At 72.3% G+C, this 14,801-nt stretch carries 12 protein-coding genes; 6 read left to right on the forward strand and 6 right to left on the reverse strand.

Features of this window, described 5'->3' with window-relative positions; genetic code table 11:
• The first annotated feature begins 198 nt into the window (after positions 1-198).
• Complete coding sequence (locus OG598_RS02980; protein WP_328652917.1) at positions 199-1,197, forward strand: TerC family protein; 999 nt, start codon at positions 199-201, stop codon at positions 1,195-1,197.
• Positions 1,198-1,241: 44 nt separating this feature from the next.
• Here the strand turns inward: OG598_RS02980 and OG598_RS02985 are convergent, their stop codons facing one another.
• Together OG598_RS02985 and OG598_RS02990 are read right to left on the reverse strand one after the other, a co-directional pair.
• Positions 1,242-2,225, reverse strand: a complete 984-nt coding sequence (locus tag OG598_RS02985) for a C40 family peptidase (protein ID WP_328652918.1) — start codon at positions 2,223-2,225, stop codon at positions 1,242-1,244.
• Positions 2,225-3,322 carry a mandelate racemase/muconate lactonizing enzyme family protein gene (locus OG598_RS02990; RefSeq protein WP_328652919.1) on the reverse strand — a complete coding sequence of 366 codons (1,098 nt, stop codon included), beginning with the start codon at positions 3,320-3,322 and terminating at the stop codon, positions 2,225-2,227. The genes OG598_RS02985 and OG598_RS02990 overlap by 1 nt, the downstream gene beginning before the upstream one ends.
• 44 nt (positions 3,323-3,366) lie before the next feature.
• Between OG598_RS02990 and OG598_RS02995 the strand changes: the two genes are divergently transcribed.
• On the forward strand, positions 3,367-4,164 hold the full coding sequence (locus OG598_RS02995) for a tyrosine-protein phosphatase (RefSeq protein WP_328652920.1): 798 nt from the start codon (positions 3,367-3,369) through the stop codon (positions 4,162-4,164).
• Here OG598_RS02995 and OG598_RS03000 read toward each other — a convergent pair.
• The 3 genes from OG598_RS03000 to typA form a co-directional block, all read right to left on the reverse strand.
• Positions 4,133-4,834 carry a lysoplasmalogenase gene (locus OG598_RS03000; RefSeq protein ID WP_328652921.1) on the reverse strand — a complete coding sequence of 234 codons (702 nt, stop codon included), beginning with the start codon at positions 4,832-4,834 and terminating at the stop codon, positions 4,133-4,135. The genes OG598_RS02995 and OG598_RS03000 overlap by 32 nt on opposite strands.
• A gap of 75 nt (positions 4,835-4,909) precedes the next feature.
• Positions 4,910-5,761: a serine hydrolase gene (locus OG598_RS03005; RefSeq protein ID WP_328652922.1), complete on the reverse strand. Its 852-nt coding sequence runs from the start codon at positions 5,759-5,761 to the stop codon at positions 4,910-4,912.
• A 112-nt stretch (positions 5,762-5,873) separates the two neighbouring features.
• Positions 5,874-7,742 (reverse strand): translational GTPase TypA, encoded by a 1,869-nt coding sequence (typA, locus tag OG598_RS03010; protein WP_091407975.1) that lies wholly within the window; start codon positions 7,740-7,742, stop codon positions 5,874-5,876.
• Positions 7,743-7,875: 133 nt separating this feature from the next.
• Between typA and OG598_RS03015 the strand changes: the two genes are divergently transcribed.
• Together OG598_RS03015 and OG598_RS03020 are read left to right on the forward strand one after the other, a co-directional pair.
• A complete protein-coding gene (locus OG598_RS03015) occupies positions 7,876-9,297 on the forward strand; it encodes a DedA family protein (protein WP_328652923.1) in 1,422 nt (473 codons plus the stop codon).
• A gap of 34 nt (positions 9,298-9,331) precedes the next feature.
• Positions 9,332-10,207: a lytic transglycosylase domain-containing protein gene (locus OG598_RS03020; RefSeq protein ID WP_328652924.1), complete on the forward strand. Its 876-nt coding sequence runs from the start codon at positions 9,332-9,334 to the stop codon at positions 10,205-10,207.
• Between the two features lie 47 nt (positions 10,208-10,254).
• On the opposite strand, the gene OG598_RS03025 is transcribed toward OG598_RS03020, so the two are convergent.
• The gene (locus tag OG598_RS03025) at positions 10,255-12,381 is read right to left on the reverse strand and encodes an MMPL family transporter (protein ID WP_328652925.1); all 2,127 of its coding nucleotides are present in this window, start codon (positions 12,379-12,381) and stop codon (positions 10,255-10,257) included.
• 123 nt (positions 12,382-12,504) lie between these two features.
• Here OG598_RS03025 and OG598_RS03030 point away from each other — a divergent pair, with 123 nt between their 5' ends.
• Together OG598_RS03030 and OG598_RS03035 are read left to right on the forward strand one after the other, a co-directional pair.
• Positions 12,505-13,020, forward strand: a complete 516-nt coding sequence (locus OG598_RS03030; protein ID WP_091407987.1) for a MarR family winged helix-turn-helix transcriptional regulator — start codon at positions 12,505-12,507, stop codon at positions 13,018-13,020.
• 3 nt (positions 13,021-13,023) lie between these two features.
• Complete coding sequence (locus OG598_RS03035; protein ID WP_328652926.1) at positions 13,024-14,700, forward strand: CocE/NonD family hydrolase; 1,677 nt, start codon at positions 13,024-13,026, stop codon at positions 14,698-14,700.
• Positions 14,701-14,801: the final 101 nt, after the last annotated feature.

Genomic DNA, 14,801 nt, shown 5'->3' on the forward strand with positions numbered 1-14,801 from the left:
TTCCCCCGCAACGGAGTCGTCAGCACGGTCGATCGCCGGAACCACGGCGCCCGACCCGGCCCCGTAGGTCGCCGCCCCTTTCCGGGGCGACGGCGGAAGAGACCTCCGACAGTCACCAGAGTGAGCGACAGCGGCACGCCGGCTCCCGCAGGGGCGTACGGTGTGCCCGACGCCGCGTGTCTGCCGGAGGAATGAACGTTGGACGTGTCCGGATTGGTGTGGGCGGGAACGCTTGTCGCACTGACTGCGGTCCTGCTCGTCGACCTGTTGATCATTGGTCGGCGCCCGCACGAGCCGAGTGTGCGCGAGTCGAGCCTCTGGGTCGCCTTCTACGTCGGTCTCGCCCTGCTCTTCGGCGCGGGTGTCTGGCTGACCTCCGGGGCCAGCGCGGCCGGCCAGTTCTACACCGGCTGGCTCACCGAGTACAGCCTCTCGGTGGACAACCTCTTCGTCTTCGTGATCATCATGGCCCGCTTCGGGGTGCCTCGGCAGTACCAGCAGAAGGTGCTGCTCGTCGGCATCGTGCTGGCGCTGGTGATGCGCGGCGGGTTCATCGCCGCGGGTGCGGCGCTGATCACGCAGTTCTCCTGGGTCTTCTACATCTTCGGCGCGTTCCTGATCTACACCGCGGTGAACCTGGCCCGGCAGGGTGAGCCGGACGAGGACGAGTTCTCCGAGAACCTGCTGATCCGGTGGAGCCGTAAGGCGCTGCCGATCTCGAAGGACTACGACGGCGCGAAGCTCACCACCCACGTGGCCGGCAAGCGGCTGTTCACCCCGATGCTGATCGTGATGATCGCGATCGGCACCACCGACCTGATCTTCGCGTTGGACTCGATCCCGGCGATCTTCGGCATCACCCAGGAGCCGTACCTGGTCTTCACCGCGAACGTCTTCGCGCTGATGGGCCTGCGGCAGCTCTACTTCCTGCTCGGTGGCCTGCTGGACCGGCTGATCTACCTGAGCTACGGCCTGGCCGTCGTGCTCGGCTTCATCGGGGTCAAGCTGGTGCTGGAGGCGCTGGCCGACAACAACCTGCCGTTCATCAACGGTGGCGAGCACGTCGGCTGGGCGCCGCACATCCCGATCTGGTTGTCGCTGCTGGTCATCATCGGCACCCTGGGCGTCGCCACCGCCGCCAGCCTGATCAAGTCCTCCCGGGACAAGCGTCGCGAGTTGGCCGACGCCCGACACTGACCCGTCACCGGCCGGGTGCGCACACGCGCCCGGCCGGTAGCCGGTCAGACCCGGTGCGCGCCCACCAGCGTGGCGGTCCGGTCTGCCGGCAGTTCCTCTTCGATGACCCGCCGCCGCCGGTAGCAGGCGTGCAGCATCCGGCGCTGGCCGCCGTCGCCGGGGACGGCGGTGACGATGCCGATGTGGTGGATCTTGCGGCCGGGTCGGGCGAAGAAGTAGAGATCGCCGGGGCGTTCTGCGCCCAACGACAGCGGGGTGGTGGCCACGGCCTGATCGTCGGCGTCGCGGGGCAGCAGCACCCCGAACCGCCGCCAGGCCAGATGCACCAGCCCCGAGCAGTCGATGCCGTGCGCGGAGAGACCGCCCCAGATGTAGACCACGTCCAGCAGGCGCTGTGCCACCGCGAGCGCCTGCGCTGCGGCCGGCGACGCGGCCGAGGACGGCACCAGGTGGCGGTCGGGCAGCCAGAGCGGGGTGGCCCGGCCGGGGACGTGTACCGGCCGCCAGTCGTCGAGCGCGGGGCCGGCCGGGACGAGCCGGGTGCCGACGACGACGCCGGGCAGCACCACCGGCCCGTTCGGGCCGGCGTGCAGCCCGGTGACAGTGGCGTCCACCACCAGCGGGTCGTCGGCGCCGGTGTGTGCCGGGTCGAGAACGGCCAACTGCTCGGCGGGGAGCCAGCCCGGGTAGCCGCGGGGGTCCAGCTTGGCGGCCGGTTGTTCGACGGCGACGACCCGGGCCCAGCCGTCCGGGCGTAGCTCGCTGACGAGGACCCGTTCGCCGAGCAGGAGTTGGCTCAGCACGCAGTCGCCGACCTGCTGGTCGGTGTCCATGCCCGAGACCCAGGTCGGGATGTCGGCGCCGGCGGTCAGCGCCGGACGGTCGACCGGGCGGACTGCCTCGGGGGAGGTCCACAGCGTCGCCACGGCGACCCGGACGACGGCCTCGCGGCCCGGTTGCAGCTCCACGTCAACCCCCAGATCGTGTCGGCTGTTGAGGCGAACCCTATGAAAGAAACCGACGGTCATCAACCATGAGCCTGCACTTTTGCTTCAGCGATGCCGGAGATGCCCAGGCCAGGGACGTCCGGCAGTACCACTGTCGCCCCGTCGTACCGGATGCCACCCTGCACCGGTGACCAGGCCAGCCACCAGGCGGCGTCCAGGTCGGGGACCGCTGTGGTGCCGTATGCGGCGACCAGGCTCGCCGCCGCCCCGATGCCGACCTGGCTCTCCATCATCGAGCCGACCACAGTGCCGAGCCCGTGCGCGGTGGCCAGGTCGAGGAGGGTACGGGCCGGATGCAGCCCACCGCACTTGGCCAGTTTGACGTTGACCAGGTCGGCGGCCCGGCGGCGGATCACCTCCACCAGGTCACGGACCCCGAAGACCGCCTCGTCGGCCAGGATCGGCACTGCCACCCGGTCGCTGACCCAGGCCAGCCCGTCCAGGTCCCAGCGGGCCACCGGCTGCTCGACCAGCTCCACGTCGAGCCCGGCGTCCTCGATGCCGCGGATCACCCGGACCGCCTCCCGGGGCGTCCAGCCCTGGTTGGCGTCCAACCGGATCCGGGTGCCGGGGCCGACTGCCGCCCGTACCGCGCGTACCCGGTCCAGGTCGCCGGCCGCGTCGGTGCCGACCTTCAACTTGAGCACGCCGAAGCCGTCGGCCTGCCGCTGCCGTGCCGCGGTCGCCAGGTCCACCGCGTCGCCCGCGGCGAGGGTGACGTCCGTCGGGACCCGCAGGGTGGTGCCCCCGAGCAACCGCACCAGGGGTACGCCCAGCCGTCGCGCGGCGAGGTCGTGCAGGGCGACGTCCATCGCCGCCTTCGCGGCTTCGTTGCCGACCACGGCGCGCTGCACCTCGGCGCAGCGGGTCACCAGGTCGTCCGGGTCACGGCCGATCAGTTGTGGGCCGAGTAACTCGCGGACGCATGACTGCGCGCCGGCGACCGACGCGCCGGTGACCTGCCAGACCTGCGGCGCCTCACCGAAGCCGGACCGGCCGTCGCTGTCGACGAGTTCGACGACCAGGGTGTCCACTGTGGTGGTACGGCGCAGCGCGGTCACGAACGGGGTGTGTAAGGGGGCGGAAACCCGGTGGGTGCGTACCGCCGAGATCGTCATATGGGGCACCCTATACAAAGGTTCACCGCGGGAGGGGAGACCGGATGACCGGGCAGGGCTGGGAGCTGGTGGGTGCACCGAACGCGCGCGACCTGGGCGGGCTCGTCGGCGCGGACGGGCGGCGGGTCCGGGTCGGCCAGTTGATCCGCACTCCGGCGCTGGGTCGGCTGACCGACGAGGACCTACCGGTGCTGGCGAAGCTGGGGCCGGCGTGCGTGGTGGATCTGCGCGACGCCTCGGAGATCGCGGTCGCGCCGGAGGACCGGTTCGCCGGTGAGCCACGGGTGGTGCGCCTGCCGGTGCACGACGCGGAGCACCCGGTCTTCACGTACGTGTCGGCGGTGCTGCTCGGTCACGACCTGGACGCGTACGCGGAGCTGGCCCGGCAGGGCACGGCGGGTGCGATGGCGGCGATCTACCGTTGGTTCGTGACCGGTGAGTCGGCGCGGGTCGGTTTCGCCGAGGCGGTGCGGCTGGCGTCCCGGCCGGAGAATCTGCCGCTGCTGTACCACTGCTCCGCCGGCAAGGACCGCACCGGTTGGCTGACAGTCATCCTGTTGACGGCGCTCGGGGTGGACGAGGCGGCCATTCGTGCCGACTACCTGCGCAACAACGAGCTGACCGACAGTCTGCGGGCGGTGATAGTCGAGGCGATGCGTCGGCGGAATCCCGAGTTGGACGTCGACGCGGTGGTGCCGGTGCTGGAGGTTCGCGGCGAGTATCTCGACGCCGGTTACGCCGAGGTGCGTCGGGTGCACGGCTCGTTCGACGCGTACCTGCGTAACGGGTTGGGGCTGACCGACGCCGACCTCAGGGCGTTGCGGGCGCAGTTGCTGGAGTGACCGGTGCGTCGGTGGGTGTGTCGGTGCGGGCGGCGCGGCCGGTGACGATCAGTGCCTGGCCGGCGGCGTAGGTCGCCATGACCAGCACCGGCGCGCCGGGTGGCTGGGCCACCTCGGCCACCCCGGCGGCGATCAGCAGGTCGGAGCCGAGGAAGAGCGCGGCGCCGAGACCGACCCGCCAGCCCTGGGTGGCGGCGGTGCTGGCCATGGCGGCCAGCGCGATCGCGTAGCCGGCCACCGGTACGGCCAGCCCGACGTCGGTCAGCCCCGCCCACATCCAGGTCAGCGCGACGACGGTCAGCGCCGCGTACCCCAGGGGGACGGCGACCAGTGGCGTGCGGCGCAGCGCGGTCGTGGCGCCGTGTCGGGTGAAGGCCGCGAGGTAGCAGAGGTGCGTGCCGAGGAAGCAGGCCATGCCGGCGAGGAACCAGCCGGTGCCGTCGATCATCAGGGCGATGTCGCCGCCGGTGGCGAAGGCCAGCGCGGCGAGCAACAGCCGGTCCGGTCGGGCCGCGTGTTCGGTGCTGACCCGCCAGAGGTACGCGGCCAGCAGCGGCATCAGCAGCGGCTTGGTGAGCAGGAAGGCCAGGCCGCCGCCGGTGGCGTTGGCCAGCAGGTTCGCGGCCGTCACGACGAGGAAGGCGATCAGCACTGTGCGACTGCGGGGCATCGGCGGCTCCGGGGTGGGGGTGCGAGCAGCGTAGCCGCAGTCGGTGGTGCTGTCCTCGCCGCCGAGGCTGTCGGGTCAGAGTTGGTGGCGGGCGGCCCAGACCTGTGCCGAGACGTGCGCGAGCAGCAGGCAGGCGTCGTCCTCGACCTGGTCGTCGCCCCCGGCCAGGTCCGTGGTGGTGCAGACGGCGATCAGGTACGGCGGGGCGTCGTCGGGCAGCACCAGGCCGGCGCCGTGGCGGACGCCGCGTACCCAACCGTTCTTGTGCGCGATGCGGGTGCCCTCGGGCAGGCCGGCGGCGAGGTCCTCGCGGTGTTCCTGGGCGAGCAGGACGTCCAGCATGCTGGCGCAGGCGGCCGGTGAGGCGAGTGGGCCGGGGGTGTCGGTCCCGGTGGCCAGTGTGCCGAGCAGGGCGGCCAGGTCGGCGGCGGTGACCGTGTTGGTGATGCCGGCCTCGCGGGCGGCGAAGTCCTCGATGCCGCGGCCGGTGACGCTGTTGCGGGCGCCGGCGAGCGCCCAGACCTCGGCGACCGCGGGCAGCCCGACGTGGCCGAGGACGAGGTTGGTGGCGAGGTTGCTGGAGCGCACGATCATGCGGTCGGCCAGCCAGCGCAGCGACGCGGTGCCGCCGACGCGGTCCCAGACCGCGTCGTCGTTGTCGTAGGGCTGCGCGTTGGCGAAGCGGGGTGCGCCGGGCTGGGCGGAGTCGAAGTCGTTGACGACCGGGACCGGGGCGTCCAGGTCCAGGGTGCCGGCCTCGGCGGCGCGGTGCAGCGCGGCGAGCACCGCCACCTTCATGGTGCTCGCGGCGTAGTGGCCGGCGTCCGCGTGTCGGGTCCAGGTCGGCGGCGCGTCGAGCCGCCCCACGTACGCGGAGACGGTGCCGGGCACCCGTTCCAGGTGGGCGTCGAGATCATCCCAGGTCATGCCGGTGACCGTAGCGGATCAAGCGGGGGTGGGCTCGCGTACCCGTCGGGGGAAAGACGACGGGCGCGTCGGCCGCAAGCGGCCGACGCGCCCGGTGTCGGGTGCTGGTGGGTCAGCCGGCGTGCTTGCGGCGGGCGGTGGCCCGGCCCCGCAGCTGCTGGTCGAGCACCACCTTGCGGATGCGCACCGTGGCCGGGGTGACCTCGACGCACTCGTCCTCGCGGCAGAACTCCAGCGCCTGCTCCAGGGTGAGCTTGCGCGGCGGGACCAGCTTCTCGGTCTCGTCGGAGGTCGACTGCCGCATGTTGGTGAGCTTCTTCTCCTTGGTGATGTTGACGTCCATGTCGTCGGAGCGGGAGTTCTCTCCGACGATCATGCCCTCGTACACCTCGGTGGTGGGCTCGACGAAGAGCTGACCGCGCTCTTGAAGGTTGGTCATCGCGAAGGCGGTGACCGCGCCGGCCCGGTCGGCGACGAGCGAGCCGTTGTTACGGGTGCGCAGCTCGCCGAACCACGGCTCGTACGACTCGAAGACGTGGTGCAGGATGCCGGTGCCCCGGGTGTCGGTGAGGAACTCGGTGCGGAAGCCGATCAGGCCGCGCGCCGGCACCAGCCACTCCATCCGGATCCAGCCGGTGCCGTGGTTGACCAGCTGCTCCATCCGGCCCTTGCGGGTGGCGAGGAGCTGGGTGATCGCGCCCAGGTATTCCTCCGGGGCGTCGATGGTCAGCCGCTCGACCGGCTCGCAGGTCTTGCCGTCGATTACCCGGGTGACCACCTGCGGCTTGCCGACGGTCAGCTCGTAGCTCTCCCGGCGCATCTGCTCGACCAGGATGGCCAGCGCCAGCTCGCCGCGGCCCTGCACCTCCCAGGCGTCCGGCCGCTCGGTGGGCAGGACCCGCAGCGACACGTTGCCGATCAGCTCCTTGTCGAGCCGGTCCTTGACCATCCGCGCGGTGACCTTGGAGCCCTTGAGCCGGCCGACAAGCGGCGAGGTGTTGGTGCCGATGGTCATCGAGATGGCCGGCTCGTCGACGGTGATCAGCGGCAACGCGACGGGGTTCTCGACGTCGGCGAGGGTCTCACCGATCATGATCTCGGGGATGCCGGCGACGGCGATGATGTCGCCCGGGCCGGCGGTCTCGGCCGACGTGCGCTCCAGGCCCTCGGTCATCAGCATCTCGGAGATGCGGACCCGCTGGGTGCTGCCGTCGGTGCGGCACCAGGCCACCGTCTGACCCTTGTTGATGGTGCCCTGGCGGACCCGGCACAGCGCGAGCCGGCCGAGGAACGGCGAGGCGTCCAGGTTGGTGACGTGGGCCTGCAACGGCGCGCCCTCCTCGTACGAGGGTGCCGGGATGGTGTCCAGCAGGGTGCGGAACAGCGGCTCCAGGGAGGTGCTGTCGTCGGGCACCGAGCCGTCGGCGGGCTGGGTCAGCGAGGCGATGCCGTCGCGGGCGCAGGCGTAGACGATCGGGAAGTCGATCTGCTCCTCGTCGGCGTCCAGGTCGAGGAAGAGCTCGTAGGTGTCGTCCACGACCTCCTTGATCCGGGCGTCCGGACGGTCCACCTTGTTGATCACCAGGATGATCGGCATCCGGGCCCGCAGCGCCTTACGCAGCACGAAGCGGGTCTGCGGCAGCGGGCCCTCGCTGGCGTCGACGAGCAGCACCACGCCGTCGACCATGGTCAGGCCGCGCTCGACCTCGCCACCGAAGTCGGCGTGGCCGGGAGTGTCGATGATGTTGATGGTGACCGGGTCGGAGCCGTCCGCCGGCAGGTAACGCACGCCGGTGTTCTTGGCCAGGATCGTGATGCCCTTTTCCCGCTCCAGGTCACCGGAGTCCATCACCCGCTCGGTGTTCTCGCCGCGTGCGCCGTACGCGCCGGCCTGCCGCAACATGGCGTCGACCAGGGTGGTCTTGCCGTGGTCGACGTGAGCGATGATGGCGACGTTGCGGAGGTCGGTGCGAAGCTGCATACCCTCTATCCTTCCGCCTGCGCTCGCGCAGGCTGCGTCGGGGTCACCCCCAGGTGCCCCTGATCTATGGTGAAACCGCTGTGCCGGTGGTTCTCCCGGCTGGCATGCTGGCACCCGTGTCCCGGGGGCCTGAGTGCACGACCTGCTGACCTGGGTGCAGGGTCTGCCCACCCTGTGGATCTACCTGGTCGCCGCGCTGATCGTGGCGGGCGAGACCGCGGTGATCTTCGGCCTGCTCGTGCCGGGTGAGGCTACCCTGCTGCTCGTCGGCTTCCTCACCTACAACGGTACCTTGCGGCTCGGGCCGGCGTTGCTCGCGATGATCGTCGCGGCGGTCCTCGGCGATGGGCTGGCCTTTCGCGCCGGACGGCGGTACGGCTCCCGACTGCGTGCCGGGCTGGGGCACCGGGTCGGGCCGCAGCGGTGGGCCCGCGCCGACGCCATGCTCGCCCGCCTCGGTGGGCGGGGGGTGTTCGCCGCCCGATGGGTGGCTTTCGCCCGGACCCTGGTGCCCCGGCTGGCCGGTGCGGCCGGTATGCCGTACCGGCGGTTCGCCCTGTGGAACCTGGCCGGAGTAGTGACCTGGGTGGGCGGCTCGGTGCTGCTCGGTCACCTCGCCGGTGAGTCGTACGACACTGTCTCCCGGCTTCTCGGTCGGGCCACCGGGGTGGCGTTCCTGCTGCTGGCCGGCCTGGTGGGTGTGGTGCTCGTGGGTCGGTGGCTGGGCCGTAACCCCGACCCGGTGCGGGCGCTGCTGTCCCGGGCCGGCGCTCTGCCCCCGGTGCGGTGGCTCACCGCCCGCTACGGGGTGCTGTTCTTCCTGGTGGCCATGCGGATCGGCCCGGCCTGGACGCTGCTGCTCAATCTGGCCGCCGGGCTGCTGCTGTTGTTCGCCGCCGGGCTCGCCATCGCCGGTCTGCTCGCGGTGGCGGTCCGCAACAGTGGGCTGGCCGCGCTGGACGGCGCCATCGCGGGGTGGTTCGCCGCTCGGCGTACCCCGGACGCCGCCGACGCCACACTGGTAGTGGTGTCGGTGGTACGCGGGTCGGTGCTGATCCTGTTGGTGGCGCTGGTGGCGGCGGTGCTGGCGTGGCGCAACCGACCCTGGCGGACGGACCTGCTCAGCGTGGTCGGCACTGTGGGCGCGTTCGTGCCGCTGGTGGTGCTGGCCCTGGTGGCCGAACTGACCGGCACCAACGGGACCGCCCCGGGCGGCGGCGAGGTGGCTCCGCTCTCCACCCAGAACGCCGTGGTCGCGGCGAGCTTCTGCACCCTGGCGTGGCTGGTGTCGCGCAGCGCCCACTGGCCGGTGGCGGTGGCCGCCTGGACCGCCGCGGCGGCGGGGGTGCTCGGGATCGGCGGCGCGCGGCTCTACCTCGGACTGGACACGGCGAGCGGGACGGCCGCGGCGGTGCTGCTCGGGGTGCTCTGGACTGTGGTGTTCATGGTCGCCTGGGCGACCCGGGACCGGGCGGTGGGCAACGGTCAGCCCCCTGTGGACCAGGCCCCCCGGCGGCCGTCGCAGGGGCAACGCCGCCCGGTCGAACCTTGTTAGGGTGCGGCGACAATCACACGGGGGAGGCAACGGCATGGTTCGACGCACCGATCGGCTGGGCGCCGCAGTGCTCGCCGGGCTTCTGCTGGCGAGCGCGCTGGTCGGCTGCGCCGCCAAGGGGGAGAGCCCATCGGGCCTGGCCGCGCCGGTCGCCGTCACCGACGGGCCGACCGATGCCCCGTCCGACGAGGTCGACGGGGAGCCGAGCCCGTCGGTGAGCGCTGTGGAATCGATGGGTTCCGCGCCGAGTCGTAGCGCGACCCCGAAGCCGAAGACGACGAAGAAGCCGACCCGGGCGGCGCCGAAGCCGCGCTCGGTGCCGAAGCCGCCCACCGAGACCGAGGTTCCGCCGGCGCCGCCGAAGCCGGCGCCGAGCTCCTGCAAGCCGACCTACAAGGGCACCCAGGCGAGCCGGTCCGAGGTGAAGGCGGCGCTGACCGATGCGGCCAACCGCACCTACTGGCCGGTCTCGGCACCGGACATCAAGATCCCGCTCGACCTGCTGAAGGCCACCGCGTGGCAGGAGAGCGGCTGGCAGTCCAACATCTACGCCTGCGACGGTGGGGTCGGGCTGTTGCAGGTGATGCCGGACACCGCTACCTGGATGAACCAGCGGTTCGAGAAGAGCTACAAGATCGACGCCTACCAGGACAACGCCTACCTCGGCGCCACCTATCTGGCCTGGGCGACGAAGTACATCGGCGACATGTACTTCGAGTCCGACTTCCGGCTCGACCCGGCACTGTGCACCAGCGAGCTGAACTCCTGCCTGCTCAACGCCGTCATCGCCGCGTACAACTTCGGGCACGGTGCGGTGGCGCAGGAGGGGAAGCCGCTGGCCATCCCCAACCCGTCGTACGTGCGCAACGTACGGGCGCTGATGAGCGAGTGCGTCTGCCTGGCGTACTGACCCCGGCGGGGGCCGTGGCGGATTCGCCACGGCCCCCGCCGAGTCCGTCAGTCGTGCGCGGCGACCGGCTCGGGCGAGCGCGGGGTGGCCTGCGCCGGGTCGCGCGTGATGCGGCCGGGCCACCAGAAGCGGTCTCCGAGCAGGAACGCCAGCGCCGGCACCAGGACCGTACGGACCAGCAGGGTGTCGAGCAGGACACCGATGCAGACGATGATCCCGATCTGGGTCAGGGTGATCAGCGGGAGCACACCGAGCACGGCGAAGACCGCGGCGAGCAGCACTCCGGCGCTGGTGATCACACCGCCGGTGACCCGCAGGGCGGAGAGCATCCCGGCGCGGGTGCCGGCGCTGCGGGCGTCCTCCCGGGCACGGGTGACGAGGAAGATGTTGTAGTCCACCCCGAGCGCCACCAGGAACACGAAGGCGAGCAGCAGCACACCGCTGTCCAGGGCCGGGAAGCCCAGCACGTGGTCGAAGAGCAGCCAGGCCGCGCCGAGGCTGGCGAAGTACGACGCGATCACGGTGAGCACCAACAGCAGCGGCGCGAGCAGACCGCGTAGCAGCAGCACGAGCACGGCGCCGACCAGCAGCAGGATGATCGGCAGGATGAGTCGCAGATCGCGGTCGTTGGCCTCGTCGGAGTCGTACGTGGCGGCCACGGAGCCACCGACGATCGCCCCGGACGGGGCGTCGGCGCCCGCGGCGGCCGGCGGCGCGGAGTCGGGAACGGCGGCGACCGCCGCCCGTAGCGCCTCGATCGCGCGGTCCGAGGCGGTGGTGCCGGGTTCGGCGTCGAGAACCACGTCGACCTGGGCGACGGCCGTGCCGGCGTCGCCGGGGCGCGCCGAGGCGACACCGGGTACCGCGGTGGCGGCGTCGGTGACCGCCCGCACCGCCGCCGGGGTGGTGATCACGGCGACGGGTTGGGTGCTGCCGGCGGGGAAGGCCCTGGCCAGGGTCTGTGCCCCGGTCACCGCCTCGGGCTCGGCCCGGAACTGTTCGGTCTCGGACAGGCCGGTACGGATGCCGAGCCCACCCAGTGCCAGGCCGCCGAGCAACACTGTGGCCAGCGTCGCGACCACCACCGGCCGGCGTTGCACTGCGGCGCCGAGTCGACCCCAGAGCCGGCCCTCGCGTACCGGGCCGCCGACCCGGGGTACGAACGGCCAGAACAGGCCGCGACCGAAGAGCACCAGCACGGCGGGGAGCACGAACAGGGCCGAGAGCATGGCGAAGACCACACCGGTGGCGCACGCCACGGCCAGCGCCCGGTTGGTCTCCTGCTCACTGAGCAGCAGGGTGAGGACGCCGAGCACGACGGTGCCGCCGCTGGCGAGGATCGGCTCCGCGGTGCGGCGCAGCGCGGCGCGCATCGCCGCGAACCGGTCCTCCTCGCGGTGCAACTCCTCCCGGTAGCGGGCGATGAGCAGCAGCGCGTAGTCGGTGGCGGCGCCGAAGACCAGCACGCTGGCGATGCCGGTGACCTGGCCCTGCTGGAGGTTGATGCCGACGCCCGGCACGATGACGTCCACAGCGCGCAGGGTGAGCTGCTCGGTGGCGGCGACCACGACCAGCGGCACGATCCACAGGAACGGGCTGCGGTAGGTGATCAGCAGGAGCAGCGCGACCACGGCGGCGGTCACCACGAGCAGTGTGACGTCGGCGCCGTCGAACACCGAGGAGAGGTCGGCGGTGAACGCCGGGGCGCCGGTCACCTCGGCGGTGAGCCCGTCGGGCAGGTCCGCGAGGGTGGCGCGCAGCTGGGTCACCGCGTCGGTGACGACCTCCTGCCCGCCTGCGGTGTCCAGCGGCACGGCGACCAGGGCCACCGCGCCGTCCGGGGAGACCTGGGCGGGGCTGACCTGCCCACCCACCGCGAAGCGGCGCAGGTCGTCGACGCGAGCGCCGACGGTCGCCCGGTCGGTCGCGCTCAGCGCGCCGCCGTCACCACGACTGATCACCACGATGGCCGGCTGCACGTCGCGCGACGGCAGCTGGTCCTGGAGACGTTGCACCTGGGTCGACTGCCACTGCACGGACAGGCCGGTGGCGGAGACCGGCGCCGGGTTGTCCGGCTGGGGTGTCCCGAAGACGGCAGCGCCCACGACGATCGCGGCGGCCACTGTGAGCCAGGCGGCCAGCCGGCCACGAGCGACTCTGGTGAACACAGACATCAGGTGACCTCACGGTCTTTCGAAAGGCAAGTATCTTGATAGCCGAGATTATCCGGGGCTGTTCTATGCTGCAACCCGGGGGACCGACGACGGGAAGAGCGGCGCGAGGTGGCGACTCACGGCATGTACCGACGGCGCGACACGCGCCGCGAGCAGCTGGTCGCCGAGATCACCAACAACCTCCGGCGGTACGCGGTGGACGCCCAGCAGGTCGGCCACGCCTTCGCCAACCTGCACGGCCTCAACCCGACCGACCTGCAGGCGTTGATCGCGGTGATGGACGCCGAACTGCTCGGTGACCCGATCACCCCCGGCCGTCTCGGCGAGCAGCTGAACCTCTCCTCCGGCTCGGTCACGGCCCTGATCGACCGGCTGGAACGAGCCGGGCACATCCGCCGCGACCGGGACACCGTCGACCGGCGCAAGGTGCTGCTGCACTACGCCGACCAGGGCGCCGCCCTGGCCATGGAGTTCTTCCGGCCGCTGGGCGCCCGGACCGACACCGTGATGGCCCGCTTCAGCGAGGACGAGCTGGAGGTGGTGCACCGGTTCATGGCGGAGATGAGCGAGTCGCTGCGCGGGCACCGCGACGCGGTGCGCGCCGCCCGGCCGGAGTCACCCCGCCGCCCGACGGGCTGACCGTTGCCGGACCCCGTCACCCGCCTCGCCAGCGCCGCGCTGCGCCTGCCACCGACCCGCCCCGGCCCGGTGCGGGTCAGCCGTGACCTCCCGGTGCGGGCCCGCGACGGTGTGGTGCTGCGCACCGACCACTACGCCCCGGCCGTCCGCGGCGCGCCGACAGTGCTGATCCGCACCCCCTACGGGCGGGGTGGACCGCTGCGGCTGCTCGGTCGGCTGCTCGCCGCCAGGGGTCGACACGCGGTGATCCAGTCGTGCCGGGGCACCGGCGGCTCCGGCGGAACGTTCGCCCCGCTGGTGCACGAGCGCGACGACGGCGCGGACACGCTGGACTGGCTGCGCCGCCAGCCCTGGTGGTCCGGGCGACTCGGCATGTTCGGGGTCAGCTACCAGGGCTTCGCCCAGTGGGCCCTTGCCGCCGACGCCGACACCGAACTGCGCGCGATGGTCGCCGTGGTGACCGCCTCGGCAACCCGCGACTCGACGTACGCGGGGGAGTCCTTCGCCCTGGACACCGTGCTGACCTGGGCGGAGCTGCTGCACGCGCAGACCGTGCCGTGGCTGGCCCGGCAGTGGGAACTCAAGCGCGGGCAACCTCGGCTGGCCGCCGCGCTGGAGCACCTCCCCCTGGCCGACGCCGACCGGGTGGCCACCGGCGTGACCATCCCGTTCTTCCAGGAGTGGCTGCGCCACCACACACCGCAGGCCGCGTACTGGCGGACCCGGGTCTTCGCCGACCAGGTCGCGAAGGTGCGGGCGCCGGTGGTCATGGTCACCGGTTGGCACGACATCTTCCTGCCCGCCCAGCTCGACGACCACGCCGTTCTGCGTGCCGCCGGCACACCGCCGCGCCTGGTGATCGGTCCGTGGACGCACGGCAGCCCTGGACTGTTCGTGGCAGCGCTGCGCGAGGGGTTGGCCTGGCTCGACGAGCACCTGCCGGCCGCGCCTCGATCGCCCGTCCCGGCGGGACCGGCCCGGCCGCCCGTGCGCATCCACGTCAGCGGCGCCGGTGGCGGCTGGCGGGACCTGCCGGACTGGCCGCCCCCGGCGGTCGAGACCGCCTGGCACCTGCAACCCGGCGGCGAGCTGGCGCCACGCCCACCTGTCGCGTCGACACCGGACGCGTTCCGCTACGACCCGGCCGATCCCACCCCGTCGACGGGCGGTCCACTGCTCGTCGCCCAACGGGCCGGCCCGGTCGACAACCGGCGTGTCGAGGCCCGCTCCGACGTGCTGACCTACACCAGCGCCCCGCTGACCGCGCCGGTCGAGGTGATCGGCCCGGTCCGCGCCGAGATCCACCTCCGCAGCGATCTGCCGTACCTGGACGTCTTCGTTCGTCTGTGCGACGTGGACCGCCGGGGTCGCTCGTGGAACGTGTGCGACGGCCTGGTGCGGGTCACACCCGAGCGCTTCCCGCCCGACCCGTCCGGGGCGCTGCGGATTCCGGTGCCGCTCTGGCCGACCGCGTACCGCTTCGCCGCCGGGCACCGACTGCGGGTGCAGGTCTCCGGCGGCGCCCATCCACGGTGGGCCCGCAACCCCGGCACCGGGGAGCCGCTCGGCACGGCGGTGACGCTGCGTGCCGGTTGGCGGCAGGTCCTGCACGACCCGGCGCACCCCTCGGCGCTGCTGCTGCCAATCGTCCACTCTGCCCCGCCGCAACCTCCAATCTGAACAGACCCCTCCTGAGCTGGGCGTTTGCCGAAACTGCGGGCTATGGTTGAGTCAACGCCCGGCGCCGTGCACCAGTAGGCCGGGCTCGCCCGAAGCCCAGC

The organism is Micromonospora sp. NBC_00330 (assembly GCF_036136635.1).
In the GTDB taxonomy this organism is placed as follows: Bacteria; Actinomycetota; Actinomycetes; order Mycobacteriales; family Micromonosporaceae; genus Micromonospora; species Micromonospora salmantinae.